The organism is Williamsia sp. MIQD14 (genome assembly GCF_051025635.1).
In the GTDB taxonomy this organism is placed as follows: domain Bacteria; phylum Actinomycetota; class Actinomycetes; order Mycobacteriales; family Mycobacteriaceae; genus Williamsia_A.
This window is the reverse complement of the sequence record NZ_JBPFDG010000004.1, coordinates 295883-322393: the sequence shown is the minus strand read 5'-3', so window position 1 is coordinate 322393 and position 26511 is coordinate 295883. Positions and strand designations below refer to the sequence as shown.

The window sequence follows — 26511 nt, the reverse complement described above, 5'->3', positions numbered from 1 at the left end:
TCACCCGACGGGCGCGTTGGGGTCGACGGCCTGTTCGAGCAGACTCCGTCGGTATGCCTCGAGTGCGACGAGGTCTCCGAACACCGAGTTGTAGGCATCGGGGTCGTCCCCGGGTGACATCCGACGCAGACGCGACTTGATGTCGGCGATCTGCTCGCCGACCCAGATCTCCTGCAACCGCGCCAACACACTGCCGATGTAGCGCGGGATGGCGTGCTCGCCGACCGGCATCGGTTCCACGGCGAGCTCGGTCAGCAGCGAGGTCAGCACCGGGTTGTCGAGTTCACGCCCGACGGTCTCCACCCACTGCGCGCCACTGAGTCCCGAGGCGGTGCCGCCGACCGTGGCGATCGCGGCGCGGATCAGCGCGTACGCCGGTTCGGGGAAACACTCGACGGGCAACGAGTCGAACACGGTGCCCGCGATCGCCGGGTGCTGGAGTCCCGCCTTGAGGGCCTCGCGCTGCGGCCACAGTCGGGGATCGGTGGGCGAGGGCCGGGCCGCGCCCCCGGTCCCCGGGCCCGCGAGCTGGGCCCCGGCCCTGCTGCGCGCCTGCGATCGGGCGGCCGCCCCGGTGCTGACCGCGGTCGACGTCGACTGCTCGCGCACCCGGCGGAGCACCTGACCGACGTCCTCCCAGCCGACCCACCCGGCGAGCTGTCGGGCGTACTCGTCACGCAGGGCCACGTCCTTGATGCGGGCCACGACCGGGACGGTGTCGCGCAGTGCGTGCACGCGGCCCTCCGCGGTGTCGAGATCGTGGCCCGACAGCACGGCGCGGATCGCGAACTGGAACATCGGGATACGCCGGGCGACGAGGTCGCGGACGGCGCCGTCACCACTGCGCTGGCGGAGCTCGCACGGGTCCATGCCGTCGGGGGCGATGGCGACGAAGGTCTGGCCGGCGATGCTCTGCTCCCCCTCGAACGCCTTGAGCGCCGCGGCCTGTCCCGCGGCGTCACCGTCGAAGGTGTAGATGACCTCGCCACGGAAGTACGAGTCGTCCATGAGCAGTCGTCGCAGCAGGGCGAGGTGGTCCTCGCCGAACGCGGTGCCACACGACGCGACCGCGGTGGTGACACCGGACAGGTGCATCGCCATCACGTCGGTGTAGCCCTCGACGATCACGACCTGGTGGCCCTTGGCGATGTTCTTCTTCGCGTGGTCGAGACCGAACAACACCTGGGACTTCTTGTAGAGCATGGTCTCGGGCGTGTTCATGTACTTGCCCATGGTGTCGTCGTCGAACAGCTTGCGGGCGCCGAAGCCGATGATGTCGCCGGCGAGATTGCGGATGGGCCACAGGAGTCGTCGCCGGAAACGGTCCCGCGGGCCGCGTTGACCCTGCTGCGACAGACCCGCGGCCTCGAGTTCGGCGAACTCGAAACCCTGGGCCAGCAGCGCCTTGGTCATCGAGTCCCAGGACAGCGGCGCGAACCCGCAACCGAACTGCACCGACGCGGCCTGGTCGAAGTCGCGCTCGAGCAGGTAGTCACGTGCGGGCTTCGCGTCCGGGGTGAGGAGTTGCTCGGCGTAGAACTTCTGGGCGGCCGCGTTCGCGGCGACGAGCCGGGCGCGGGTGCCGCGGTCGCGGGCGACGCTGGTCCCGCCGCCCTCGTAGTTGATCTGGTAGCCGATCCGGTCGGCGAGCTGTTCGACCGCCTCGACGAAGCTGATGTGCTCCTGCTTCTGCAGGAAGGTGTAGACGTCACCACCCTCGCCGCACCCGAAGCAGTGGAAGTGGCCGTGGTTGGGGCGCACGTGGAACGACGGTGACTTCTCGTCGTGGAAGGGACAGAGTCCCTTCAGGCTGTCGGCGCCCGCGCGGCGCAGAGCGACGTAGTCGCCGACGATGTCCTCGATGTTCGTGCGTTCGCGAATCGCCGTGATGTCACGATCAGGGATTCGGCCGGGCACCGTTCGAGTGTATCGGTGCATCGGGTGTCCCGGCCGCGCCCGTACCGGCCTGTGGAATCGCGGGCACCGGCGGGACGAGCGTGGGCGCACTGCGGTCGTGTGATCCGGGATGACCTGCGACGACACCGCACAGCGCCAGGGGAACCATCGTCGCCGCGAGGGCGATGAGCGGGACCGACCACCCGTCGGTGATCGAGTGGAGCACGCCCATCATGATCGGGCCGGTGGCGGCGAGCAGGTAACCGACGGTCTGGGCGAACGCCGACAGCGCCGTCGCCTCGGCGGCCGAGGCGGTGCGCAGGTTCATCAGCACCAGTGCGAGCGACAGCGCGCCGCCCTGTCCGAGTCCGATGAGCACGGCGCAGGGCCACGCTCCCCAGGTGCCCGTGGACAGCACCCCGAGGATGCCCGCCGTGGCGAGGACGACGACCGCGACGGCGAGGCCCCGCTGCGACCGCATCCGCGTCGCGAGGACGGGCACGCCCAGGGCGGTGACGATGCTGGCGACGCTCAGGACCGCGAAGATGAGTCCCGCCTTGTCTGCGCTCACGCCGCGGTCGCGGTAGATCGTCGGCAACCACGCCACGGTGGCGTAGGCGAGCAGCGACTGGATACCCATGAAACCGGTGATCGCCCAGCGCATCCGGGCGTCGAGACCCACCGACAGCGCCGGCGGCACCGGGACCGGGCCCTCGGGCGCCGCGAGGGCTTCCCGGCGCAGACCCCGGGCCCGGCCGACGGTGAGGACGGCCATGGCGGCCGCGGCGACCAGCGCGGGGATCGCCCACGCCCCCAGGCCGACGCGCCAACTGTCTCCGACGATGCGGGTCAGGGGCGGGGTGATGCCCGACGCGATGCCCGCGCTCACACAGATCAGAGCCGTGAGGAGTCCGGTCATGGCCCCGATGCGATGCGGGAACAGCAGGCGGATGAGGACCGGCCCCAGCACGTTGGCGACCGCGATGCCCAGACCACCGAGCATCGTTCCCAGCAGCAGGACGGGCCACCCCGGGATCGCACGCAGAGCCGTGCCCACGGCGAGCACGGCCATCGCGACCGTCGCGACCGACAGCACCGAGAACCGGCGGGCCAGTCGCGGTGCCACGCTCGCGCCGAGACCGAGGCACACCACCGGACCCGTCGTGAGGAGGGCGACCTCCACCGAGTCGAGGTGGTATCCGTCGCGGATCTCGTCGATGAGCGACGACGCGCTGCCGAACATCAGGCGCAGGCTCACGCCGAACGTGACGATCGCGGCCACCGCGAACGCGCCCGCACGCCAGACGACGTCGGGCATGCGGACCGCGTGATCGCCCGCCGCGTCAGCCAAGGTGCGCCTGCGCCCCGGAGTTCTGTCGGTCGGTGCGTTCGAGGCGCCCCTCGGTCATCGACGCGATCTGGTCGACCACGACCCGCATCCGTGCGGCGTCGTCGGCGGCCGCGGTGAAGGCGGGCACGAGGATCGGGTCGAGGCCTCCCGGCGCCGCCCGCAGCAGCCACGCGGCGACACGGTGGATGCGGTCGCGCTGACGCTGCTGGTGCGCGCGGTGGCGGACGTCGGAGAAGATGAACCGCAGTGCGACGGTCTTGAGGACGGCCACCTCGGAGGCGACCAGCGCCGGCACCGACAGGTCGGTGTCGTAGCGGTGCAGCGGCCCGTCGCCGGACTCCGCGCGGGTACCGGCGATCGCGGCGGAGGCGAAGCGGCCCACGAGCTCGCTGGTGAGTTGTTTGAGTATCACCGAACCGGCCAGGGTCCCGTCGTAACCGTGTGCCGCACGGACGATCTCGAGATCGGCCAGACGCGCGGCCGCCTCGATCAGGGCGTTGGCGTCGAGTCCGTCGAACTCACGCACACCGATCTCGGCGAGGTCGCGCTGTTCGGTCGGGTCGGCGAGGCTGCGCAGATCGATGCGGCCGCCCATGATGCCGTCCTCGACGTCGTGGACCGAGTACGCGACGTCGTCGGACCAGTCCATCACCTGCGCCTCGAGACACTGCCGTGATCCCTCGACACCGTCGCGTACCCAGTCGAGCATCGGCGAGTCATCGCCGTAGGCACCGAATTTCGCGCCGGGCTCCGGCCGCGTCCACGGGTACTTGAGGGTGGCGTCGAGCGAGGCGCGCGTCAGGTTGAGACCCACCGAGGCACCGTCGGGGTCGAGCAGCTTGGGCTCGAGCCGGGTCAGGATGCGCAGGTTCTGCGCGTTGCCCTCGAACCCGCCGTGGTCCTCGGCGACCTCGTCGAGAGCACGTTCCCCGTTGTGCCCGTAGGGCGGATGCCCGATGTCGTGCGCGAGACCGGCCAGTTCCACGAGATCGGGATCGCAGCCCAGACCGATGGCGATACCGCGGCCGATCTGCCCGACCTCCAGCGAGTGCGTGAGCCGCGTCCGTGGGGTGTCACCCTCGCGGGGGCCGACGACCTGGGTCTTGTCGGCCAGACGCCGCAGTGCGGCACTGTGCAGGACACGGGCGCGGTCGCGCGCGAACTCACTGCGGTGGTCGGTGTGGGTGCCGGGAAGGATCGACGACTTCGGCGCCTCGGCGACGATGCGCGCCGTCGCGTGGTCGTCGTAGTCGGCGATCGGTGCGAGCACGGGTCAGTCGACGACCCAGCCGCGCGCGACGGCGAAATCGGCGACGCGCCCACGGATCGCGATGATCTGGGTCGCGGTGAGGTCGCCCGAGGCGTCGAGCAGGATCTCGGTGAGTTCCTCGACGAACGTGGTGGCGTCGAGAACCGCGGCGTCCGTCGAACGAGGCGTGCGGCGCGGCGCGCGCTCGGTGCGGTCGCCACGGTCGTTGCGGTGATCACCACGGGTGTCGCGCTCGCGGTCGTCACGACGTCCGCCGCGGGGCGCGGCGTCGGCGCCCGCACCGGTCACCGCGAGGTTGACCGCCTTCGATCCGCGCTCGGTGGCCTCGACGTCGAAGCTGACCTGGGCACCGGGCTTGAGGGCCTGCTCGTCGATGTCGATGTCGTTGATGTGGAGGAAGACATCCGCACCACCGGAATCCGGCGCCAGGAAACCGAATCCACGGTTGGCGTCGTAGTGCACGACCTTGCCTGTCACAGAACCACTCACGACACACCCACTTCTCTCGTCTCGCCATCTCTCCCGCCGACCCCGTGCCGGCATGGCGACTCCTGACCCCGACTATGGCAGAGATCGGCGGCATCATCCATTCCCGCCGACCGCCCTGGCGACGGACCGCCTCAGCAGCCGAGCAGCTCGCCCGCCAGATACGACGACACCTGGCCGATCGCGATGCGCTGCTGGCTCATGGTGTCGCGTTCGCGGATGGTGACCGCGTCGTCGTCGAGGGAGTCGAAATCGACGGTCACGCAGAACGGCGTCCCGATCTCGTCCTGGCGGCGGTAGCGCTTGCCGATGCCCTGCGCGTCGTCGAACTCGACGTTCCAGTGCGCCCGGAGTTCGGCGGCGAGCGCCTTGGCCTTGGGTGAGAGCTGCTCGTTGCGCGAGAGCGGCAGCACCGCGACCTTGATCGGCGCCAGTCGTCGGTCGAGTTTGAGGACCGTGCGGGTGTCGGTGCCGCCCTTGGCGTTCGGTACCTCCTCGTCGACGAGTGCGTCACAGAGGAACGCCATGAACGACCGTGTGAGGCCGGCCGCGGGCTCGATCACGTACGGCGTGTACCGCTCACCTGAGGCCTGGTCGAAGAACGACAGGTCCTCGCCGGAGTGCTTGCTGTGCGTCGAGAGATCGAAGTCGGTCCGGTTGGCGACACCCTCGAGCTCCCCCCACGGGCTGCCCGCGAAACCGAACCGGTACTCGACGTCGACGGTGCGCTTGGCGTAGTGCGAGAGCTTCTCGGCGGGGTGCTCGAACAGGCGCAGGTTGTCGGGGTCGATCCCGAGGTCGACGTACCACTGGCGACGGGTGTCGATCCAGTACTGGTGCCACTGCTCGTCCTCGCCGGGCTTGACGAAGAACTCCATCTCCATCTGCTCGAACTCGCGGGTGCGGAAGATGAAGTTGCCCGGGGTGATCTCGTTGCGGAAGCTCTTGCCGATCTGGCCGATGCCGAACGGCGGCTTCTTCCGCGCGGTGGTCATCACGTTCTTGAAGTTGACGAAGATGCCCTGCGCGGTCTCCGGGCGCAGATAGTGCAGCCCCTCCTCGGACTCGACCGGTCCGAGGTAGGTCTTGAGCATCATGTTGAAGTCGCGGGGCTCGGTCCACCGGCCGCGTGTACCGCAGTCGGGACACACGATCTCGGTCATGGGGACCGCGTCGGGGTCATCGAGCCCCTTCTTCTCGGCGTAGGCCTCCTGCAGGTGGTCCTGGCGGTGACGCTTGTGGCAGTTCAGACATTCGACGAGCGGGTCGTTGAAGACGCTGACGTGGCCCGAGGCCTCCCACACCGCGCGGGGCAGGATCACCGACGAGTCGAGGCCGACGGTGTCGTCGCGGGAGGTGACCATCGAACGCCACCACTGCTTCTTGATGTTGTCCTTCAGCTCGACCCCGAGCGGGCCGTAGTCCCACGCCGACTTGGTGCCGCCGTAGATCTCACCGCACTGGTACACCAGGCCTCGCCGTTTACAGAGATTGACGACGGCATCGACTGTTCCGGCCACGATGAACGCACACTCCAGCTTCGGTTTCGGGGGAAGTACCGACCCAGACTAGACCCGGGCGGTGGGGCCACCTTGACATGGTCGACGGCGCATATGAAAATGATTGCAAATAAGCCGCCGGTGTCGGCGACGTCCGAACGGCAGGAGAGGCAGGCCATGGTGGAGAACTCCGGCGAGGTCGCGACCGGTGTGGTGCGGGCCGATCGTGCCGCACTCGAGGCGGCCGGCGAGCTGCTGCGCGCGTTGGCCGCGCCGGTGCGTATCGCGATCGTGCTGCAACTGCTCGAGCGTGAGCAGTGCGTCCACGAACTCGTCGGGCATCTCGGCGTGACGCAGCCGCTGATCAGCCAGCATCTGCGGGTCCTGAAGGCGGCCGGTGTCGTCCACGGTGAGCGCAACGGCCGCGAGATCCTCTACCGACTCGTCGACGACCACCTCTCACACATCGTCACCGACGCCGTCGCCCACGCCACCGAACACGGCGAATGAGCGCCCACGACACCGAGGTCGACGCCGTGCCGCCGGTGACCGGCGTCCGGTCCACCCGTCAGCGCCACGCGATCGCGTCGTTGCTCACCACCGTCGACGAGTTCCGGTCGGCGCAGGAGCTGCACGACAGCCTCAAGGCCGACGGTGAGTCCATCGGCCTGACCACCGTCTACCGCAACCTGCAGGCACTGGCCGACGCGGGCCAGATCGACGTCCTGCGTACCGATTCCGGGGAATCACGCTACCGGCGGTGCTCGGCGGGCCACCACCATCACCTGGTCTGCCGGCTGTGTGGCACCACCGTCGAGGTGCAGGCCGACCCGGTCGAGGAATGGGCCTCCACCGTCGCCGCCCGCCATGGTTACACCGATCCCACCCACACCGTCGAGATCTTCGGCATCTGCGCGGACTGCCGCACCGCCTCCTGACCCACCGTCGATCAGGCGGTGAGCGCGGCGGAGAGTTCGGTGCCGGTCGAGAGCACGAGGTGCACCATGGTCAGCAGGGCCGCGTCTTCGAGGGTGCCTGCGGGAAAGGTGTAGTGCGCCAACACATCGGTGGTCACCTCGGTCGAGGCGCGTTTGATGGCGCCGAAGCTCATCTGCGAGGAGAGTCGTTCGATGTCGTCGCGCAGCGCATCGGTGTTCGGCAGATCCCAGGCCAGCACCTGCGTCACCGACAGGACGTCGAGTCCCTCCGACAGCGTCATCGACTGCACCGCGGCGCGGGTGCCCTCGAACGCCACCGTCATCGACGTCTCCCCCGCCACGTGGTCGACCGCGGCGATGGCCGAGATCAGGGTCGCGGCCCGGTCCATGAGTGCGACAGCGGGCGTCGGCGTCGAGGCGGGATCACTCACGCCGGGTCACCGGCCTCGCGCACGCCGCCGAATCTGCGGTCGCGCGAGGCGTATTCGACACAGGCGGCCCACAGGTCGCGGCGGTCGAAATCGGGGAACAGCTTGTCCTGGTACACCATCTCGGCGTAGGCCGACTGCCACAGCAGGAAGTTCGAGATGCGTCGCTCCCCCGACGGTCGCAGGAACAGGTCGACGTCGGGCATGTCCGGTTCATCGAGGTGGCGGGCCACGGTCTTCTCGTCGATGCGCTCGGGATCGAGCTGGCCCGCGGCCACCCGGCGGGCGATCTCCCGTGCGGCGTCGGCGATCTCGGCGCGCCCACCGTAGTTGACGCACATCGTGAGGTTCATGACGGTGTTGTCCTTCGTCATCTCCTCGGCGACCTCGAGTTCCCGGATCACGCTGGCCCACAACCGAGGCCGTCGCCCGGCCCACCGGACCCGGACACCCATCTCGTGCATCTCGTCGCGACGACGCCGGATCACGTCGCGGTTGAAGCCCATGAGGAAGCGCACCTCCTCGGGGCTGCGCGACCAGTTCTCGGTGGAGAAGGCGTACGCCGAGAGCCACGTGACACCCAGTTCGATGCAGCCGCACACCGAGTCCATGAGGACGGCCTCGCCGCGCTTGTGCCCCTCGGTCCGCGGGAGTCCGCGGTCGGTGGCCCACCGACCGTTGCCGTCCATCACCAGTGCGACGTGGCGTGGGATGAGCTCGGTCTGCAGCAGCGGCGGGCGGGCTCCGGACGGATGCGGGTCGGGCGGACGGATCAGCCGATCGGCGACCGGCTCAGCGGACCGCTTCGCGGGGCGACGTAGAGCCATCACGGTTGTCCTCTCCGACTCGGTGCGGCGCCTCGCGTTCGATCAGGGGCAGCGTGCGCAACTGGCGCTCGAGGTGCCACTGCAGGTGCGCCGCGGTCAGGCCGCTGGCCTGTCGACGCAGCGAGTCGTTGACGTCGACGGTGTGCTCCCACCGCCCACGGTAGAGGTCGTCCATGAGGTCCATGACGCCCGGTGACGGCGTCGCCGACCCCGCGGGCCGACAGTGCAGGCAGACCGCTCCGCCCGCGGCGACGTGGAACGCGCGGTGCGGTCCCGGCGCGCCGCACCTCGCGCAGGTGTCGAGCGCGGGCATCCATCCCGCGAAATCCATGGCGCGCAACAGGAACGCGTCGAGCACGAGGTCCCGCGGGCGGACGGCGTCGGCGATGGCCCGCAGGCCACCGACGGTGAGTTTGTGCAGCCGATCGGCCGGTGCCCGTTCCTCACCGGCGAGGCGTTCGGCGGTCTCGAGCACCGCACACGCGCTGGTGTAGCGCCCGTAGTCGGCGACGATCGACGACGCGAACGCGTCGATGCTCTCGACCTGGGTCACGACGTCGAGATTGCGACCGGGATAGAGGAGTACGTCGACGTGGGCGAACGGTTCGAGCCGGGCGCCGAACTTCGACCGGGTGCGACGCACACCTTTGGCGACCGCGCGGACCAGACCGTGCTGATGGGTCAGGAGCGTGACGATGCGATCGGCCTCGCCCAGCTTGTGCTGGCGCACGACCACCGCCTGATCCCGATACAGCCTCACCGGGTCATTCTCGCACCGTCGGGGGCTCCCCCGCCGTCACCGACACCGGTTCGACAGATCCCGGCTCCTCGACCTGCGGCGCGCGCCGCCACCCCTTGGCGTCGTAGAGGCGCACGGCGACCGACCCCAGGACCAGGCCGATCGCGAGTCCGACGAGGGTGGCGACGAGGGAGTGCCCGAGACCCGCGCCGAAATCACCGTCGAAGTAGAGGATCGACCGGACGCCGAGGTAGATCTGGCGCATCGGCTCGACCTCCGCGAGCCACGCGAAGATCCGCGGGCTGGCCTCCAACGGCACCGCGCCGCCCGACGAGGGCAGGCCCAGGATCACGAAGAACACGAGGTTCACGATCATGCCGGGCGTGCCGAACAGCGCCATGACCGACGACGCCGTGACCCCGACGGCGGTGACGGCGAGGGTCGAGTACATCCACAGCGTGAACGGCGCGGGGTTGTCCATCCCGACCGCGGCGCACACCGCGATGTAGAGCGCCGACTGCACCATCGCGATGAGGAACATGATCCACCACTTCACGACCAGCGTGCCGCGGCGCGAGATGGGCAGCCGCGGGCGCAGTCGGTACAGCGGTCCGATCTCGATGGGGATCGCCCCGAGCATCCCGTCGACGAGGGAATGCACGATGAGGGCGCCGGTGAACCCGGCGAGCACCAGCAGGATGGTGAAGTAGAACGCCGACAGCCCGTTCGCGGCGCCGCCCGGCAGCGGCTGCGCGTCCGACACCGAGAACACCACCGGCGCGGAGAACGCATACGACGCCAGACCCACGAACGGGACGTCGTTCTGCGCCAGCCTGTCTCGGACCGTCCTGGTCAGTTGGGCACCGAACCGCTGGTTGACCGAGACCTTGATGCGGTCGACGGCGGTGGTGAGGATCGACGAGGCGAACGTGCCCGACCGACGGTTGGTGAGCACGTCGATCGTGGGCGGCGAGGGCGTGTCACGGCCCACGACCGACCCGGCGAGATCGATGGCCGACTGGGAGAAGTCGGCCGGGATGATGATCACGCCGTAGGTCTGCGCCGAGGCCAACCGGTCGAGCGCCGAGCCACGGTCGCGCACAGTCAGCGACAACCCGGTGCCCTTGGTGCCGGCGACGATTCCCTGCGCGACCTCGTTGCCGAACTGTGCGCGCGGGGCGTCGGGTCCCTGCGAGGCACCGGTGTCCTCGACCACGAGGTCGACGGAGAAGTCGTGGAGATGACGCTCCGGGTTGACGATCGCGCCCATGTACATCGCGGCGAGTAGGCACATGATGCCCACGACCGCGGCGATCGGCGCGACCCAGAACCGTGGGGTGGCCAGCAGTGCCCGCACGGCGTGGGTCGACCCACCGTGCGACGCCGAGGTCTCCGCACCGGGGGCGACGGCGTGGGTCTCGTCGGGGTCGGGCTTCTCGTGCGCGCCGGACACCGGCCTAGAAGCCCATCTTGCGCAGCTGTCGGGGGTCGCGCTGCCAGTCCTTGGCGACCTTCACGTGGATGTCGAGGTAGACGCGGGTGCCGAGCAGACGTTCGATCTGACCACGGGCGGTGGTCCCGACTTCCTTGAGACGAGAGCCCTTGTGCCCGATGACGATCCCCTTCTGACTGTCCCGTTCGACGAACAGCGTCGCATGGACGTCCACCATCGGCGGACGGTCGTCGCGGGTCGGTTCGCGCTCGATGACCTCCTCGATGACGACGGCCAGCGAGTGCGGCAGCTCGTCGCGCACACCCTCGAGCGCGGCCTCGCGGATGAACTCGGCCATGAGGACCAGCTCGGGTTCGTCGGTCAACTCGCCGTCGGGGTAGAACGCCGGACCCGGTTCCATCATGGAGACGATCACGTCGGTGAGGATGTCGAGCTGCTGCCCCGACTTCGCCGACACCGGCACGACCTCACCCTCGGGGCCGAGAAGCTTCGACAACGCCAGGAGCTGCATCCCGACCCGGTCGGGGGTGACGCGGTCGATCTTGGTCACGACACCGAGCAGCGGCGTCTTCGGGGCGACCTGGCGGATCTGCTCGACGATCCACCGGTCACCGGGACCGATGGTCTCGTCGGCCGGGATGCACAGACCGATGACGTCGACCTCGGAGTAGGTGTCGCGCACGAGGTCGTTGAGTCGCTGACCCAGCAGGGTGCGGGGCCGGTGCAGTCCGGGGGTGTCGACCAGGATCAGCTGAGCGTCGGGCCGGTTGACGATGCCGCGGATGGTGTGCCGGGTGGTCTGCGGGCGATTGGAGGTGATCGCGATCTTCTCGCCGACGAGGGCGTTGGTGAGCGTCGATTTCCCGGTGTTGGGCCGGCCCACGAAACACAGGAAGCCCGAACGGAAATCGGCGTCGTCGCGCGTCCCCATCGACGATGTGGTCACGACACCCCTTCCGACGAGCGCGAGCGTCCGCCCGTCGCCTCGACATCGTCCCCGGTCGACTCGTCGGGGTCGTCGTCGGGTCGGTGTTCGCGTTCGACGACCACCGAGGTGATGCGCAGACGACCCTGCCGGTTGGGGCCGCCCTCGGCGAGCAGGATCAGGCCGTGCGAGGTGACCCGCGCACCGGGCAGCGGGACGCGACCGAGAGCGAGACCGACGAGCCCGCTGACGGTGTCGACGTCCTCCTCGTCGATCTCGATGTCGAACAGTTCACCGAGGTCCTCCACCGGCAGCCGCGACGACACCCGGTACCGACCGTCGCCGAGGTCGTCGATGGGCGACACCTCGTCGGTGTCGTACTCGTCGTTGATCTCCCCGACGATCTCCTCGAGCACGTCCTCGATGGTGACCAGACCGGCGATGCCGCCGTACTCGTCGACGAGCAACGCCATGTGGTTGCGGATGCGCTGCATGTCGGCCAGGACGCGGTCGAGTGGTTTGGAATCGGGGATGAACTCCGCAGGACGCATCGCCTCGGCGACCGACGCCGGCGGGTCGGACCGATCGGCCCGGATGGACCGTTCGACGAGGTCCTTGAGGTAGACCACACCGAGGATGTCGTCGGGGTTCTCGCCGATCACCGGGATACGGGAGTGGCCGGAACGGGTGGCGAGGCTCATGGCCTGCACCACCGTCTTGTCGGACTCGATCCAGATCATCTCCGGACGGGGCACCATCACCTCCCGGGCGCAGGTGTCGCCGAGGTCGAAGACCGACTGGATCATCCGGCGTTCACCGGCGTCGACCACGCCGCGCGCCTCGGCCATGTCGACGAGTTCGCGCAGCTCGACCTCGGTGGCGAAGGGGCCGTTGCGGAAACCCTTGCCGGGGGTGATCGCGTTGCCGAGCAGGATCAACAGGCGCGTCACCGGTCGCAGCAGGAACCCGATGGCCTGTAACACCACCGCCGACGGCAGGGCGATGGAGTAGGCGTTCTGTCGGCCGAGGGTTCGCGGTCCGACACCGACCATCACGTAGCTGACGACCGACATCGCGAGCACGACGGTCACGATCGCCCACACCCGGCTGAGCTGTTCGGCGGCGAGCACCGCGACGAGTGTGGTCGCGGCGATCTCGCAGACGATGCGCATCAGGGTGGTCAGACCCACGTAGGTCGCGCGGTCGACGAGCACGGCCCGCAGTCGGGTCGACCCGCCGCGGCCCTCTCGGATCATGTCGTCGACCCGGGCGACCGAGACGGTCAACAGGGCGGCGTCGATCGCGGCGAACAGACCTCCGAGCGGGATCAGGGCCAGGGCGAGCAGCAGGAGCCACACGTCGGTGGGCACGGCCCTCAGAGCTCCTTGCGGTCGGGGGACTCGCGCTCGGGAGAACGAGCCGGGGTGAACCCGATCCGGTCCAACAGGGTGGCGTCCTTCGCCGCCTGGGCCCGGGCGCGGTCGGCGGCGCGCCGATCGGCGTACCACTCGTCGATGATGCGGCCCTGGATGCCGAACATCTCCTTCTCCTCATCGGGTTCGGCGTGGTCGTAGCCGAGGAGATGCAGCACGCCGTGCACGGTGAGGACGGCCAGTTCGTGCTCGACGGGGTGACGCGCGGTCGCCGCCTGCACCGCCGCGAACTCCGGGCACAGCACGATGTCGCCGAGCATGGCCGGCCCCGGGTCGGGTGTGTCGGGACGACCGCCGGGGGTGAGCTCGTCCATCGGGAAGCTCATCACGTCGGTCGGGCCGGGCAGGTCCATCCACCGCAGGTGCAGCTCGGCCATCGTCTCGTTGTCGACGAGCACCATCGACAGCTCCGCACCGGGGTGCACGTCCATCTGGCCCAGGGCGTATTCGGCGACGTCGACGAGCATCCGCTCGGGGACCTCGACCCCCGACTCGTTGGAGACCTCGATGCTCATCGGGTCACGACCGCCGGCCGTTGCCCGCGGCGCGGCGTCCCGCGCGGTTGGCGCCGGGGGCGATGTCCTGGCTCGCCTCGAACCGTCCGTAGGCGTCGACGATGTCGGCCACGAGGCGGTGTCGCACGACGTCGGCGCTGGTCAGTGTCGCGAAGTGGATGTCGTCGATGTCGGTGAGGATCCGACTCGCGGCGCGCAGCCCGCTCTCGGCGCCGCCTGGGAGATCGACCTGGGTGACGTCGCCGGTCACGACGACCTTCGATCCGAACCCGAGGCGGGTGAGGAACATCTTCATCTGCTCACCGGTCGTGTTCTGCGCCTCGTCGAGGATGATGAACGCGTCGTTGAGGGTGCGGCCGCGCATGTAGGCCAGCGGCGCGACCTCGATGACCCCGGCCGCCATGAGCTTGGGGATCGCGTCGGGATCCATCATGTCGTGCAGCGCGTCGTGCAGCGGCCGCAGGTACGGGTCGATCTTGTCGTGCAGGGTGCCCGGCAGGAAGCCGAGGCGTTCGCCTGCCTCCACCGCGGGACGGGTGAGGATGATCCGGCTGACCGACTTGCTCTGCAGGGCCTGCACGGCCTTGGCCATCGCCAGGTAGGTCTTGCCGGTACCGGCGGGACCCATCCCGAACACGATGGTGTTGACGTCGATGGCGTCGACGTAGCGCTTCTGGTTCACCGTCTTCGGGCGGATCGACTTGCCGCGCCGGGAGATGATGTCGAGGCTGAGCACCTCCGCGGGCGACTCCCCCGAGCCGTCGGTGAGCATCGAGACGCTCTGCCGGACCAGGTCCGGGCTCAGCGCCGTACCGCGCCGGACCACCGACACCAGTTCGGCGATGACGCGTTCGGCGGTGGCGACGTCGGCGGGGGCACCGTGCAGGGTGATCCGGTTGCCGCGGACGTGGATGTCGGCGGCGAGCAGCTTCTCCAGCTCGCGGAGATTGCGGTCGCCGGTACCGAGGAGTCCCATGACGACGTCCGGTGCCACCTCCATGCTCGATTCCGCCGCCGGTCGGGTCTCGGCGCTCGGGGGGTTACCGGCTGTGTTGGCGTCGGTCACGTAGTGGGACTCTCAATTCGTCGTGCGGGTCGGGCTCGGTCAGTCTATCGCCAAAGAACGTGCGATCTCGTGTCGTTATTTCGTCCGGCGACCGCACCGACTCCGGTGGCGACCGATGCACTCAGATGCCGAGGCGTCGCAGCGTCTCGCGGTGGCACCGGCTCGCCGGGTCCATGAACGAGTCGTGTCCCTCACCGCTCACGGTGACCAGCTCGACCGACTGACCCGCCCGTCGGGCCCCCTCGACGTAGGCCATCGACATCTCCGGTGGCACCGAGGTGTCGAGTTCGCCCTGCACCACCGCGACGTGCGCGGGGAACGGCGACAGGTGCGCCGGTGACGCGTCGCGGTAGCGGTGGGGCGTCGCGGCGTAGTCGGCCCCGATGAAGGCCGCGAGCGCGGCGTGGCCGTTCGTGCCCGCCCGGACGAGGTCGGAGGCGGGTGCCTGCACGACGACGGTGGTGATGGTCGACCGATCGGTGCGGGCCTGCAGTCGAGCGGCCGCCCACAGCGCCAGCTGGCCGCCGGCGGAGTGACCGATCAGCGAGACCCGACCGAAGTCGGCCCGCGCCGCGAGGGCGGCCGGCAGGGCGGAGCGCACGGGCCCGTCGAGCGCGCGGATCGCGTTGACGACGTCGTAACCCGTTCGGGGCCAACCTCCGTCGGGTTCCCCGACGCGTCGGTACTCGACGTTCCAGACAATCGCGCCGCGGGCGGCGAGGTCGTTCGCGACGGGGGTCTGGACGACGAGTTCGAAATCGGTCGACCAGTAGCCACCGTGCACCATGACCACGACCGGGACGGGGGTCGGGTCGTCACCCGCGGCGACCGGTGGCGGCGTCGGCAGGTGCAGGTGCCCGAACTGCGAGTTGCGCTCGCCGTAGGCGATCTTGACGCGCGGCGCCGCCGTGGACCGCATGCTCGTCACGGCTGTTCCCACCGGCTCGACATCGCGCCGATCGCGCCGAGGGCGACGGTGCCCGCGGTGGAGGTGCGCAGCACCTCCGGGCCCATCCGCACCGACCGCGCGCCGAGGGCGGTGAAGTCGTCGAGCTCGGACGGGTCGATCCCGCCCTCGGGCCCCACGATCACGATCACCTCGGTCGCGGCGGCGACCGGGACAGCGGTCAACGACTCGACAGCACCCTCGTGCAGGACCACGGCGACTCCTCCGGACTCGATCGACCCACTGATGATCGCGCGGATGTCGACGGTGTGCGCGACACCGGTGATCTCGGGGATGTGCGCGCGCCTGCTCTGCTTGGCCGCGGTCGCCGCCGCCGACCGCCATTTCCGCAGGCCCTTCTCCTCCCGCGGTCCCACCCAGCGGCTGACGCACCGCGCGCTCTGCCACGCCACCACCCGGTCGACACCCGCCTCGGTGGCGAGCTCGACGGCGAGTTCGGAGCGGTCCGACTTCGGCAGCGCCTGCACCAGCGTCACCAGCGGCGAGGGCCGCGGCACCAGCCTGCGGTCGAGGGCGGTCAGACGCAGACGGTCCTTGGAAAGGGTGGCGACCACCTCGCAGTCGGCGACCGTCCCGGCGCCGTCGCCGACCGTGATCCGGTCCCCGGCGACGATCCGGGTGACGGTCACCGCGTGGTGACCCTCGGTCCCGGTGAGGTCGGCGAGTGCGCCGACGGCCGGGACCTCGTCGATCCAGAACAGCGGCGGCGTCATCGTCGGCGCGGGGTCAGCGACCCGCGAAGGCGTTGCGCAGACGGGAGAAGAGCCCGCCGTTGGTGGCCGACTGCGAGTCGACGAGCTCGAGGTGCTCGTGGGTCGCGACCTCCTTGTAGGCCTTGAGCTTCTGGGTCTGCTTGTGGTCGAGGCGCGTGGGCACCACGACGTCGAGGTGGACGTGCACCGAGCCCCGCACGCCGGTGTGCAGGTGCGGCATGCCCTGGCCCTTGATGCGCGTGACCTGTCCGGGCTGGGTCCCCGGCTCCACGGTGACCGTCGCCGTGCCGCCGAGGACGGTGTCGATGTCGAGGCTGGCGCCGAGCGCGGCGTCGACCATCGGCACCTTGACCGTGCAGTGGAGGTCGTCGCCATCGCGGACGAAGACGTCGTGCGGCTTCTGCACGACCTCGACGTAGAGGTCGCCGGCGGGGCCGCCACCGGGACCGACCTCGCCCTGGCCCTGCAGCCGCACCCGCATGCCCTCGCCGACACCGGCGGGGATCTTCACCGTCATGGTGCGACGCGACCGCACACGCCCGTCGCCCGCGCACTTGCGGCAGGGATCGGGGATGGTCTGCCCGGTGCCGCCGCAGGTGGGGCACGGACGCGACGTCATGACCTGGCCGAGGAACGACCGCTGCACCGACTGGATCTCACCGGCGCCCTTGCAGGTGTCGCAGTTGACCGGCTTGCTGCCGTCGTGACCACCCGAGCCCTTGCACACGTCGCACAGCACGGCGGTGTCGACGGTGACCTCCTTGCTGACGCCGGCGGCACACTCGTCGAGATCGAGCTGCATCCGCAGCAATGCGTCCGAGCCGGGCTGCACCCGACCGCGGGGTCCGCGACCACCGCCACCGGCACCCGCGCCGAAGAACGCCTCGAACACGTCACCGAGGCCACCGCCACCGAAACCACCGCCGAAGCCGCCGCCGGAACCGGCGGTGGCCAGCGGGTCGCCACCGGCGTCGACGATGCGTCGCTTCTCCGGATCCGACAGGACCTCGTACGCGGTCGACACCTCGGCGAACCGCTGCTGGGCGGCCTCGTCGGGGTTGACGTCGGGATGCAGTTCGCGCGCCAGCTTCCGGTAGGCGCGCTTGATCTCGGAATCGCTGGAACCCGGAGCGACGCCCAGGGTCCCGTAGTAGTCACGTGCCACGCGCAGCGGTGTCCTTCACTCGTTCGAACAAATCAGGTGTACGCGGGGTCCCGCGACCGAACGCGTCAGCGCTCGGCGAGGACCTCACCGACATATCTGGCAACGGCGGCGACCGACGCAATGGTTCCCGGGTAATCCATGCGTGTGGGTCCCAGAACCCCCAGACCACCGAAAACAGTGCCCGAGGCACCGTACCCCGTGGACACGACGGCGGCGCCACGCAGGTTCGCGGTGTTCGTCTCCTCGCCGATCTGCACCGTGACGGTTCCGGGCAGCTGTGTCGCGGCGAGCAGTTTGAGGACCACGACCTGTTCCTCGAGCGCCTCGAGGACCGAGTCCATCGACCCCTGGACCGGGGTGAAGTCCGCCGCCGAGCGGGCGAGGTTCGACGTCCCGCCGAGCACGAGGCGGTCGTCGGAGCGCTCGACCAGGGTCTCGACGAGCACCGAGGCCATGCGGATCACCGCCTGGCGCAGGTCGTCGGGCGCGGAGTTCGCGAGCTCGGCGACCGCGTGCGAGGCGACCTCGAGACGCTGCCCGTGCAGAGCGGCGGAGAACATGTCCCGCAGCCGCACGATCTCGTCGTCGCCGAGGTCCTCGGGGACGTCGACCATCCGCTGCTCGACGCGACCGGTGTCGGTGATCACCACCAGCAACAGACGCGACGGGGTCAACGCCACCACCTCGAGGTGACGGACGGTGGCCGTGGACAGGACCGGGTACTGGATCACCGCGACCTGTCGCGTCAGCTGGGCCAGCAGTCGCACCGACCGTCGCAGGACGTCGTCGAGGTCGACGCCGGTGTCGAGGAAGCTGAGGATCGCGCGCCGCTCCACGCTGGAGAGCGGTTTGACCTCGGAGATGCGGTCGACGAACAGTCGATAACCCTTGTCGGTGGGCACACGACCGGAGCTGGTGTGCGGTTGGGCGATGTAGCCCTCGGCCTCCAGCACGGCCATGTCGTTGCGGATCGTCGCGCTCGACACCCCGAGGTGGTGCCGTTCCACGAGTGCCTTGGAACCGATGGGTTCCTGGGTCGCCACATAGTCGGTGACGATCGCGCGCAGGACCTCGAAACGGCGTTCGTCGGTGCTGGACAGGGGGATCACCTCCGTGGGTGGTGCAGACCCGTCGTCTGCGGTGTCGTGCGGGCTCGTGTCGACCGACCACCGGACGGCCGGGAGTCCAGTTTACGGAGGAAACCGCTGTCGGTGACCGACCCGCCCGAACGGTCGCCCGGACGCCTACGGTGGTGGCGTGATCTTCAAGGGTGTGCGCAACGGCAAGCCGTATCCCGACCACGGGCTGTCGATGCGCGACTGGGCACAGATCCCGCCCCGACAGTTCCGCCTCGACCAACTCACCACCGTCACCACCGCACTGGCGTTGGACAAGTTGCTGTCGGAGGACAGCACCTTCTACGGCGACCTGTTCGCCCACGCCGTGCGCTGGCACGGCGAGATGTACCTCGAGGACGGATTGCACCGCGCGGTGCGGTCGGCGTTGCGCAACCGCCACGTGATCCACGCGCGTCTGCTCGATCTCGACGCACTGAACATCGAGGCGGCGCCGCTCGCGCGTCCCGGCGACGGTGCCATCGCCGCGGGTGACACGATCGACGCCACCGCGACGACAGCGCCCATCCCGGCCGCGGCGGGCGACCCCGGGACCGTCGACGCCCCGACCGATCCGGCGCTCAGTCCGTCAGCACCTGACGGACCACCCCGTCCGCGAGCAGACGCCCACGGTTGGACAGCACCACCCGATCGTCGTCGAGCACGGTGAGTCCCGCCTCGACGGTCTCCAGCGCCCGCGCCCGCTCGGCGGCGTCGAGCTCCGACAGCGGCAGTCCGGAGTCGCGACGGATCGCGAGCATCACCCGTTCGGTGTGCTTCTCGGTCTCGTCGAGCACCTCGACCGACGCGACGGGCAGCTGCCCGGCCGCGAGCGTCGCGGCGTGGCGACCCGGGTGTTTCACCGTCGACCACCGCACCCCGCGCACGTGGGAGTGCGCACCGGGACCGATGCCCCACCAGTCGGCGCTGTCCCAGTAGCCGATGTTGTGGCGGCAGCGCGCCTGCGGATCGCCGCGCCGTGCCCAGTTCGACACCTCGTACCAGTCGAGTCCCGCGGCGGTCAGTCGCGCGTCGATCGCCTCGTAGCGGTCGGCGAGGACGTCGTCGTCGGGTGCGGGGATTTCACCGCGCCGGACGCGTCGGGCCATCGCCGTGCCGTCCTCGACGATCAGTGCGTACGCCGAGACGTGGTCGACGTCCGCGGCGAGCACCGCGTCGAGTGTCGCGTCGAGGTCGGCGTCGGTCTCCCCCGGCGTGCCGTAGATCACGTCGAGGTTGACGTGGGCGAAGCCGGCCGCGGCCGCCTCCCGCGCGGCGTCGACCGCGCGACCCGGTGTGTGGACGCGGTCGAGCGTGGCCAGCACATGTGGTGCCGCGGACTGCATGCCGAGAGACACCCGGGTGAACCCGGCGGCGAGCAGCCCGTCGAAGAACCGCGGTGACGTCGACTCGGGGTTCGACTCGGTGGTGACCTCCGCGCCCGGAGCCAGGTCGAAGTGGTCCCCGACGGCGTCGAGGACCGAGGCCAGACCGGCGGCGCCGAGCAGCGAGGGCGTCCCGCCGCCGACGAACACCGTCGAGACGGGCCGGGCGGGGGTCATGGTGGCCGCGGCCAGTGCCAGTTCGGTGGCGATGGCGGCGTGCCAGGTGTCGGGCGAGGAGTCCGATCCCAGCTCACCCGCGGTGTAGGTGTTGAAATCGCAGTATCCGCAGCGTGTCGCGCAGAACGGCACGTGGATGTACAGACCCAGGGGGGTCGCGGGGTCGCAGACGGGCAGGACCAGTTCGTCCCCCGGCGCCCCCGTCACGTCTGTCGTCACCACGCTCACGTCGTCCATCATCCCCCGCGTCGCGGGAATGACCGGCATCACCGTCGACGTTGCCACCGACGACACCGCTGTGCCGATCGGTCGAGCACCACGAGTTCCGCTCACCGTGAATCCAAATAGTCCCAAGTAGACGCCGTGAGGAGGCCCGTGGCACTATGGCCACCGTGATCTTCCCCGGGGTGTGGCTGGCCGAGCGGCGCCACATCGATCTCAAGCGCGTCTGCAGCGCTTTCTGTCTCCACTGACGCGTCACGCCCGCAGTCTGTCCGCGATCGCCTAGAGATCGCGCCCTGCGCCGAGCCACGCGAACCGTCGATGGGTCCCCTGTGACCCGCCACCCCGTGAGTGCTCGCCTGTCGAGCGAAGCACCGCGACCACTCCCAGGAGCCGCTCGATGACCCCGACCTCCCCCGCCACCGGAGCCGACGCGCCCGCACGGCGTGCCCGCCCCGCCAAGCGTCGCGCCGAAGGGCAGTGGAAGCTCGGCTACCGCGAGCCCCTCAACGCCAACGAGCAGTCCAAGAAGGACGACAACCCGCTCAACGTGCGCGCGCGGATCGAGAACATCTACGCGCTGCGCGGATTCGACTCGATCGACAAGAGCGATCTGCGCGGGCGCTTCCGCTGGTGGGGTCTGTACACGCAGCGCGCGCAGGGCTACGACGGCACGTGGACCGGCGACGAGAACCTCGACCTGCTCGAGGACAGCCACTTCATGATGCGGGTGCGGTGCGACAAGGGCGCGTTGTCCGCCGAGCAGCTGCGCACCATCGGCGAGATCTCCACCGAGTTCGCGCGCGACACCGCCGACCTGTCCGACCGGGAGAACGTCCAATACCACTGGATCCGGATCGAGGACGTCCCCACCATCTGGAACCGACTCGAGGCGGTCGGACTGCAGACCACCGAGGCGTGCGGCGACTGCCCGCGTGTGGTCCTCGGTTCCCCGCTCGCCGGCGAGGCGGTCGACGAGGTGCTCGACCCCACCGAGGCGATCGACGAGATCGTCCGTCGCTACATCGGCGATCCCGCCTACTCCAACCTGCCGCGCAAGTTCAAGACCGCCATCTCCGGTCTGCAGGACGTCGCCCACGAGATCAACGACATCGCCTTCATCGGCGTCGAGCACCCCGAGCACGGCCCGGGTCTCGACCTCTGGGTCGGCGGCGGGCTGTCGACGAATCCGATGCTGGCCCAACGGGTCGGCGCCTGGATCCCCCTCGACGAGGTGCCCGACGTCTGGCAGGGCGTGGTCTCGCTGTTCCGTGACTACGGCTACCGGCGCCTGCGCGCAAAGGCACGGCTGAAGTTCCTGCTCAAGGACTGGGGCATGGAGAAGTTCCGCCAGGTGCTCGAGGACGAGTACCTCGGCCGCAAGCTGATCGACGGTCCCGCACCGGAACCGCTGACCGCGCCGCGCGACCACGTCGGCGTGCAGCGACTCAAGAACGGACTCAACGCCGTCGGGTTCGCCGCCATCGCCGGACGCGTCTCGGGCTCGACGCTGACCGCGGTGGCCGACGCAGCGGCCCGGATCGGTTCCGACCGCATCCGTTTCACCCCGTACCAGAAGCTCGTCGTGCTCGACGTCGCCGACGAGCACGTCGACGGCCTCATCGACGAGCTGTCGGCGCACGGGCTCGACGGACGGCCGTCGCGCTGGCGTCGCAACCTCATCGCCTGCTCGGGCATCGAGTTCTGCAAGCTGTCGTTCACCGAGACCCGGAAGCGTTCGCAGAAGCTCGTCCCCGAGCTGGAGGAGCGACTCGCCGACATCGACGCCCAGCTCGATGTCCCCGTCACCATCAACATCAACGGCTGCCCGAATTCGTGTGCGCGGGCCCAGATCGCCGACATCGGATTCAAGGGCATGTTGATCGAGGACGACAACGGCGACCACGTCGAGGGTTTCCAGGTCCACCTGGGCGGAAGCCTCGGTCAGGACGCGGGATTCGGCCGCAAGGTCCGTCAGCACAAGGTGCCCACCGGCGAGCTCGGCGACTACGTCGACCGCGTGGTGCGCAATTTCGTCAAACACCGCTCGGAAGGGGAACGCTTCGCGGAGTGGACCCTTCGGGCCCCAGAGGAAGATCTGCGATGAGTGGAGGATCTGCGATGAGTACTGCCGTACGCATCGAGGCGCATCTGCGCGAACTCGCCGAGTCCGGTGCCCGTGACCTCGGGCCCGACGCGACCCCCGAGGAGCTGTTGCGCTGGACCGCCGAGAACTTCGGCATCGACTTCGTGGTCGCGTCGAACATGCAGGACGCCGCGCTGGTCGACCTCGCCGTCGACGCTATCGATCCCGCCTCACTCGATCACGAGAAGCTCAAGGTGCTCTTCCTCGACACCGGCTACCACTTCGCCGAGACACTGGGCACCCGCGACGCGGTCGAGCAGGTGTACGGCGTCGAGATCGTCAACGTCACCCCCGAGCAGACCGTCGCCGAGCAGGACGAGCTGTTGGGGCGCAACCTGTTCGCGTCCGACCCCGGCGAGTGCTGCCGTCTGCGCAAGGTGGTCCCGCTGCAGCGTCAGTTGTCGAACTACAGCGCCTGGGTGACCGGCATCCGACGCGTCGAGTCGCCGACCCGTGCCGACGCACCGCTCATCTCCTTCGACGAGGGTTTCGGTCTGGTGAAGATCAACCCGATCGCGGCGTGGACCGACGAGCAGATGCAGGACTACATCGACCGGCGCGGCGTGCTGGTCAATCCCCTCGTCGACGAGGGCTACCCGTCGATCGGGTGCGCGCCGTGCACGGCGAAACCGGCACCCGGCTCCGATCCCCGCAGTGGCCGCTGGGCCGGCCGCTCCAAGACCGAATGTGGGTTGCACGCCTCATGACCATCGAACAGAGCACGCCGACCACGCCGTCGCTGGGCGGCACTCCGACGACACCGTCGCTGGGCGACGGGGAGCAGTTCAGCACCCTCGACGCACTGGAGTCGGAGGCCATCCACATCTTCCGTGAGGTGGCCGGCGAGTTCGACCGTCCGGTGATCCTGTTCTCCGGAGGAAAGGACTCGACGGTCCTGCTGCACGTGGCGATCAAGGCGTTCTGGCCCGCCCCCATCCCGTTCTCGCTGCTGCACGTCGACACCGGACACAACCTGCCCGAGGTCCTCGCGTTCCGCGACGAGGTCGTCGCGCGCCACAGCCTGCGCCTGCACGTCGCGAGCGTCGAGGACTACCTCGCCGACGGCCGTCTGACCGAGCGACCCGACGGTGTCCGCAATCCCCTGCAGACCGTCCCCCTGCTCGACGCCATCAACGATCACCGCTTTGACGCGGTGTTCGGCGGCGGTCGTCGCGACGAGGAGCGATCGCGCGCCAAGGAGCGGATCTTCTCGCTGCGCAACGCGTTCGGGCAGTGGGACCCGAAGCGTCAACGCCCGGAGCTGTGGAACCTCTACAACGGCAAGCACGCCGCCGGCGAACACGTCCGGGTGTTCCCTCTGTCGAACTGGACCGAGCTCGACGTGTGGCGCTACATCGCCCGCGAGCAGGTGCTGCTGCCCGGTATCTACTACGCCCACGAGCGTGACGTCTTCGAGCGTGACGGAATGTGGATGACCCCCGGCCCCTGGGGCGGACCCCGCGACGGCGAGGAGCTGCGACGACTGTCGGTGCGCTACCGCACCGTCGGCGACGGCTCCACGACCGGCGCGGTGCTCTCCGACGCCGCCGACAACGACGCCGTCCTCGCCGAGGTCGCCGCCTCCCGACTCACCGAGCGGGGCGCCACGCGTGGTGACGACCGCGTGTCCGAGGCGGCCATGGAAGACCGAAAGCGTGAGGGCTACTTCTGATGAGCACCACCATCTCCCCCGTCGACACCACCGGCGGGCGCGTCGAGAACTCCGACCTGCTGCGCATCGCGACCGCGGGCAGCGTCGACGACGGCAAGTCGACTCTCGTCGGCCGCCTGCTGTACGACACGAAATCCGTTCTGGCCGACCAGATCGACGCCGTCACGCGCGCCTCGGTCGACAAGGGACTCGACACCCCCGACCTCTCGCTGCTGGTCGACGGCCTGCGGGCTGAACGCGAACAGGGCATCACCATCGACGTCGCCTACCGCTATTTCGCCACGCCGCGGCGGTCGTTCGTGCTCGCCGACACCCCCGGTCACGTGCAGTACACCCGCAACACCGTCTCCGGCGCGTCGACCGCGCAGCTGGTGATCCTGCTCGTCGACGCGCGCACCGGTGTCGTCGCCCAGACGCGTCGCCACGCCGCCGTCATGGCGCTGCTCGGTGTCCCGCGACTGGTGTTGGCGGTCAACAAGATCGACCTCGTCGACGACGCGGCGACGGTGTTCGCCGAGATCAGCGCCGAGTTCGCCCGACTCACCGGAAACCTCGGATGGGATGACGCCGACGTGCAGGCCATCCCCGTCTCGGCCCTGCGAGGCGACAACGTCGCCCATCGGTCCGAGCTCACCGACTTCTACACCGGCCCGACCCTCATCGAGCACCTCGAGTCGGTGCCGAACGTGGCCGACCGCGCGCCGGTGGGCTTCCGGTTCCCGGTGCAGTACGTCATCCGCCCCCGCACCGCCGAGTATCTCGACTACCGCGGATACGCCGGTCAGGTGGCCGCGGGTCGCGTGGCGGTCGGCGACGAGGTCGTCGTGCTGCCGTCGGGTATCCGCACGACGGTGTCGGGCATCGACACCGCCGACGGCTCACTCACCTCGGCGCACACCGGCCGCAGTGTCACGGTGCTCCTCGCCGACGACATCGACATCTCCCGCGGAGACATCATCGCCGCCGTCGCCGATGCGCCCGAACCCATCTCGTCGTTCACCGCCACCGTCTGCTGGCTCGGCGACAAGCCGCTGGCGCCCGGTGCCCGGCTGCTGCTCAAGCACGGCACGCTGTCGACACCGGCGATCGTCGGTTCGCTCGATGCACTCTTCGACGAACAGGACCTGTCGGTGCACGACTCGCCGGAACGCCTCGAGCTCAACCAGATCGGACGCATCACCGTGCAGACCGCGGCACCCGTCGCGGCCGACGACTACCTCGTCAACCGCGAGACCGGCAGCTTCCTGCTGATCGATCCGCAGGGCGGCAACACCCTCGCCGCCGGTCTGGTGGGCGACGCCCTCGCACCGTTGCACCTGTCCGCTCTGGCGTGACCGACGCGCTCGTCCTCGCCGCACACGGCAGTCGAGATCCCCGCTTCGCCATCACCGCACGCGCGGTCACCGACGCCGTCGCCGCGGCGCTGCCCGGGACCGGCGTACATCTCGCGTTCCTCGACCTCGACGAACCGTCGGTGACCGAGATGGTGGCGGCCGTGGCCGGGCCTCATGTCGTGGTCGTGCCGCTGTTGTTCTCGAACGCGTTCCACGCAGGTGTCGATCTGCCCGCCGCGCTCGATGTCGAGCGCCGCCGTCGACCCGGGGTGAGATTCACCCAGGCGCCACCACTGGGGGCCGACCCGCGACTTCTCGGCGCCCTCGTCGACCGACTCGACGCAACCGGTCTGCGGCCCGATGACGGTGTCGTGGTGTGCGCCGTGGGCAGCCGTGACCGCGACGCCGACGCCCAGTTCCATGCGGTCGCGGTCGATCTCGCCGATCACGTCGCATGCAGGGGCGTCGAACCGCTGTTCGCGACGCGTCTGGGGCCCGATGCCCGACACCTGCGCGACGCCGTCGATCGCCTCACGACGAGGGGTGCGCGCCGGATCGTGGTGAGCCCGTACTTCCTGTCGGCGGGAACGCTCACCGACCGTGTCGAGACCGCGCTCGCCGACCTGCCTGTCGACGTCGTGTTCGCCGCGGCGATCGGTGCCCACCCGGGACTGATCGACATCATCTGCGACCGCTATCACGCCGCGGTCGCCGGGAATCCTGGGCAAAGCCTCAGCTGATTCCCCGCGCAACACTCGGGCTCCGCTCAGGTTCGACGCGGACGGTGGT

The 26511-nt window shown here is 69.6% G+C and carries 26 protein-coding genes; 8 read left to right on the top strand and 18 right to left on the bottom strand.

Going from position 1 to position 26511, the window contains the following annotated elements; translation table 11 throughout:
* The 5 genes from dnaG to ACQ7HM_RS16105 all read right to left on the bottom strand — a co-directional run bounded on the left by dnaG (window position 1) and on the right by ACQ7HM_RS16105 (window position 6523).
* Window positions 1-1917, bottom strand: a complete 1917-nt coding sequence (gene dnaG / locus ACQ7HM_RS16125; protein ID WP_434217248.1) for a DNA primase — start codon at window positions 1915-1917, stop codon at window positions 1-3.
* Window positions 1898-3214 (bottom strand): MFS transporter, encoded by a 1317-nt coding sequence (locus ACQ7HM_RS16120; RefSeq protein ID WP_434217247.1) that lies wholly within the window; start codon window positions 3212-3214, stop codon window positions 1898-1900. The genes dnaG and ACQ7HM_RS16120 overlap by 20 nt, the downstream gene beginning before the upstream one ends.
* 25 nt (window positions 3215-3239) lie before the next feature.
* The gene (locus ACQ7HM_RS16115) at window positions 3240-4517 is read right to left on the bottom strand and encodes a deoxyguanosinetriphosphate triphosphohydrolase (RefSeq protein WP_434217246.1); all 1278 of its coding nucleotides are present in this window, start codon (window positions 4515-4517) and stop codon (window positions 3240-3242) included.
* A gap of 3 nt (window positions 4518-4520) precedes the next feature.
* A complete protein-coding gene (locus ACQ7HM_RS16110; RefSeq protein WP_434217245.1) occupies window positions 4521-5006 on the bottom strand; it encodes a cold-shock protein in 486 nt (161 codons plus the stop codon).
* Window positions 5007-5137: 131 nt separating this feature from the next.
* A complete protein-coding gene (locus ACQ7HM_RS16105; protein ID WP_434217244.1) occupies window positions 5138-6523 on the bottom strand; it encodes a glycine--tRNA ligase in 1386 nt (461 codons plus the stop codon).
* A 156-nt stretch (window positions 6524-6679) separates the two neighbouring features.
* Between ACQ7HM_RS16105 and ACQ7HM_RS16100 the strand changes: the two genes are divergently transcribed.
* A complete protein-coding gene (locus ACQ7HM_RS16100) occupies window positions 6680-7012 on the top strand; it encodes an ArsR/SmtB family transcription factor (protein ID WP_434217500.1) in 333 nt (110 codons plus the stop codon).
* Window positions 7009-7440, top strand: a complete 432-nt coding sequence (locus ACQ7HM_RS16095) for a Fur family transcriptional regulator (protein ID WP_434217243.1) — start codon at window positions 7009-7011, stop codon at window positions 7438-7440. The genes ACQ7HM_RS16100 and ACQ7HM_RS16095 overlap by 4 nt, the downstream gene beginning before the upstream one ends.
* Window positions 7441-7451: 11 nt before the next feature.
* Here ACQ7HM_RS16095 and ACQ7HM_RS16090 read toward each other — a convergent pair whose 3' ends face one another.
* The 12 genes from ACQ7HM_RS16090 to hrcA all read right to left on the bottom strand — a co-directional run bounded on the left by ACQ7HM_RS16090 (window position 7452) and on the right by hrcA (window position 18771).
* Window positions 7452-7871: a hypothetical protein gene (locus tag ACQ7HM_RS16090; protein ID WP_434217242.1), complete on the bottom strand. Its 420-nt coding sequence runs from the start codon at window positions 7869-7871 to the stop codon at window positions 7452-7454.
* Window positions 7868-8695: an isoprenyl transferase gene (locus tag ACQ7HM_RS16085; RefSeq protein ID WP_434217241.1), complete on the bottom strand. Its 828-nt coding sequence runs from the start codon at window positions 8693-8695 to the stop codon at window positions 7868-7870. Before ACQ7HM_RS16085 ends, ACQ7HM_RS16090 begins: the two co-directional genes overlap by 4 nt.
* Window positions 8661-9455: a DNA repair protein RecO gene (gene recO, locus ACQ7HM_RS16080; protein ID WP_434217240.1), complete on the bottom strand. Its 795-nt coding sequence runs from the start codon at window positions 9453-9455 to the stop codon at window positions 8661-8663. The genes ACQ7HM_RS16085 and recO overlap by 35 nt, the downstream gene beginning before the upstream one ends.
* 4 nt (window positions 9456-9459) lie before the next feature.
* The gene (locus ACQ7HM_RS16075; protein ID WP_434217239.1) at window positions 9460-10887 is read right to left on the bottom strand and encodes a YhgE/Pip domain-containing protein; all 1428 of its coding nucleotides are present in this window, start codon (window positions 10885-10887) and stop codon (window positions 9460-9462) included.
* A gap of 4 nt (window positions 10888-10891) precedes the next feature.
* Entirely contained in the window at window positions 10892-11818 is a 927-nt protein-coding gene (gene era, locus ACQ7HM_RS16070) for a GTPase Era (protein ID WP_434217499.1), read from the bottom strand.
* A gap of 11 nt (window positions 11819-11829) precedes the next feature.
* On the bottom strand, window positions 11830-13182 hold the full coding sequence (locus ACQ7HM_RS16065; RefSeq protein ID WP_434217238.1) for a hemolysin family protein: 1353 nt from the start codon (window positions 13180-13182) through the stop codon (window positions 11830-11832).
* A gap of 5 nt (window positions 13183-13187) precedes the next feature.
* The gene (ybeY, locus tag ACQ7HM_RS16060; RefSeq protein ID WP_434217237.1) at window positions 13188-13760 is read right to left on the bottom strand and encodes an rRNA maturation RNase YbeY; all 573 of its coding nucleotides are present in this window, start codon (window positions 13758-13760) and stop codon (window positions 13188-13190) included.
* A gap of 4 nt (window positions 13761-13764) precedes the next feature.
* Window positions 13765-14826, bottom strand: a complete 1062-nt coding sequence (locus ACQ7HM_RS16055; protein ID WP_434217236.1) for a PhoH family protein — start codon at window positions 14824-14826, stop codon at window positions 13765-13767.
* A 121-nt stretch (window positions 14827-14947) separates the two neighbouring features.
* Window positions 14948-15766 carry an alpha/beta hydrolase family protein gene (locus ACQ7HM_RS16050; RefSeq protein WP_434217235.1) on the bottom strand — a complete coding sequence of 273 codons (819 nt, stop codon included), beginning with the start codon at window positions 15764-15766 and terminating at the stop codon, window positions 14948-14950.
* Entirely contained in the window at window positions 15751-16506 is a 756-nt protein-coding gene (locus ACQ7HM_RS16045; protein ID WP_434217234.1) for a 16S rRNA (uracil(1498)-N(3))-methyltransferase, read from the bottom strand. Before ACQ7HM_RS16045 ends, ACQ7HM_RS16050 begins: the two co-directional genes overlap by 16 nt.
* Before the next feature lie 13 nt (window positions 16507-16519).
* Window positions 16520-17671 (bottom strand): molecular chaperone DnaJ, encoded by a 1152-nt coding sequence (gene dnaJ / locus ACQ7HM_RS16040; protein ID WP_434217233.1) that lies wholly within the window; start codon window positions 17669-17671, stop codon window positions 16520-16522.
* A gap of 65 nt (window positions 17672-17736) precedes the next feature.
* Entirely contained in the window at window positions 17737-18771 is a 1035-nt protein-coding gene (hrcA, locus tag ACQ7HM_RS16035; RefSeq protein WP_434217498.1) for a heat-inducible transcriptional repressor HrcA, read from the bottom strand.
* Window positions 18772-18928: 157 nt separating this feature from the next.
* On the opposite strand from hrcA, the gene ACQ7HM_RS16030 reads away from it, so the two are divergent.
* Entirely contained in the window at window positions 18929-19456 is a 528-nt protein-coding gene (locus ACQ7HM_RS16030) for a type II toxin-antitoxin system VapB family antitoxin (protein WP_434217232.1), read from the top strand.
* Here ACQ7HM_RS16030 and hemW read toward each other — a convergent pair.
* Window positions 19368-20588 carry a radical SAM family heme chaperone HemW gene (gene hemW / locus ACQ7HM_RS16025; protein ID WP_434217497.1) on the bottom strand — a complete coding sequence of 407 codons (1221 nt, stop codon included), beginning with the start codon at window positions 20586-20588 and terminating at the stop codon, window positions 19368-19370. The genes ACQ7HM_RS16030 and hemW overlap by 89 nt on opposite strands.
* Before the next feature lie 382 nt (window positions 20589-20970).
* On the opposite strand from hemW, the gene ACQ7HM_RS16020 reads away from it, so the two are divergent.
* The 5 genes from ACQ7HM_RS16020 to ACQ7HM_RS16000 are packed head-to-tail and all read left to right on the top strand — an operon-like array spanning window position 20971 to window position 26462.
* Complete coding sequence (locus ACQ7HM_RS16020) at window positions 20971-22677, top strand: nitrite/sulfite reductase (RefSeq protein ID WP_434217231.1); 1707 nt, start codon at window positions 20971-20973, stop codon at window positions 22675-22677.
* 14 nt (window positions 22678-22691) lie between these two features.
* Window positions 22692-23423, top strand: coding sequence for a phosphoadenylyl-sulfate reductase (locus tag ACQ7HM_RS16015; protein ID WP_434217230.1), 732 nt, complete (start codon window positions 22692-22694; stop codon window positions 23421-23423).
* A complete protein-coding gene (gene cysD, locus ACQ7HM_RS16010; RefSeq protein ID WP_434217229.1) occupies window positions 23420-24388 on the top strand; it encodes a sulfate adenylyltransferase subunit CysD in 969 nt (322 codons plus the stop codon). The genes ACQ7HM_RS16015 and cysD overlap by 4 nt, the downstream gene beginning before the upstream one ends.
* Window positions 24388-25722, top strand: coding sequence for a sulfate adenylyltransferase subunit 1 (locus ACQ7HM_RS16005; RefSeq protein WP_434217228.1), 1335 nt, complete (start codon window positions 24388-24390; stop codon window positions 25720-25722). The genes cysD and ACQ7HM_RS16005 overlap by 1 nt, the downstream gene beginning before the upstream one ends.
* Window positions 25719-26462, top strand: coding sequence for a sirohydrochlorin chelatase (locus tag ACQ7HM_RS16000; RefSeq protein WP_434217227.1), 744 nt, complete (start codon window positions 25719-25721; stop codon window positions 26460-26462). The genes ACQ7HM_RS16005 and ACQ7HM_RS16000 overlap by 4 nt, the downstream gene beginning before the upstream one ends.
* Window positions 26463-26511: the final 49 nt, after the last annotated feature.

Excerpts from the sequence above, each read along its gene's own strand:
- ACQ7HM_RS16120 (WP_434217247.1), bottom strand. The coding sequence starts at position 3,214 with ATGCCCGACGTCGTCTGGCGTGCGGGCGCGTTCGCGGTGGCCGCGATC.
- ACQ7HM_RS16100 (WP_434217500.1), top strand. The coding sequence starts at position 6,680 with ATGGTGGAGAACTCCGGCGAGGTCGCGACCGGTGTGGTGCGGGCCGAT.
- ACQ7HM_RS16095 (WP_434217243.1), top strand. The coding sequence starts at position 7,009 with ATGAGCGCCCACGACACCGAGGTCGACGCCGTGCCGCCGGTGACCGGC.
- ACQ7HM_RS16085 (WP_434217241.1), bottom strand. The coding sequence starts at position 8,695 with ATGGCTCTACGTCGCCCCGCGAAGCGGTCCGCTGAGCCGGTCGCCGAT.
- era (WP_434217499.1), bottom strand. The coding sequence starts at position 11,818 with ATGGGGACGCGCGACGACGCCGATTTCCGTTCGGGCTTCCTGTGTTTC.
- ybeY (WP_434217237.1), bottom strand. The coding sequence starts at position 13,760 with ATGAGCATCGAGGTCTCCAACGAGTCGGGGGTCGAGGTCCCCGAGCGG.
- ACQ7HM_RS16045 (WP_434217234.1), bottom strand. The coding sequence starts at position 16,506 with ATGACGCCGCCGCTGTTCTGGATCGACGAGGTCCCGGCCGTCGGCGCA.
- hemW (WP_434217497.1), bottom strand. The coding sequence starts at position 20,588 with ATGATGGACGACGTGAGCGTGGTGACGACAGACGTGACGGGGGCGCCG.
- ACQ7HM_RS16020 (WP_434217231.1), top strand. The coding sequence starts at position 20,971 with ATGACCCCGACCTCCCCCGCCACCGGAGCCGACGCGCCCGCACGGCGT.
- ACQ7HM_RS16015 (WP_434217230.1), top strand. The coding sequence starts at position 22,692 with ATGAGTACTGCCGTACGCATCGAGGCGCATCTGCGCGAACTCGCCGAG.
- cysD (WP_434217229.1), top strand. The coding sequence starts at position 23,420 with ATGACCATCGAACAGAGCACGCCGACCACGCCGTCGCTGGGCGGCACT.
- ACQ7HM_RS16005 (WP_434217228.1), top strand. The coding sequence starts at position 24,388 with ATGAGCACCACCATCTCCCCCGTCGACACCACCGGCGGGCGCGTCGAG.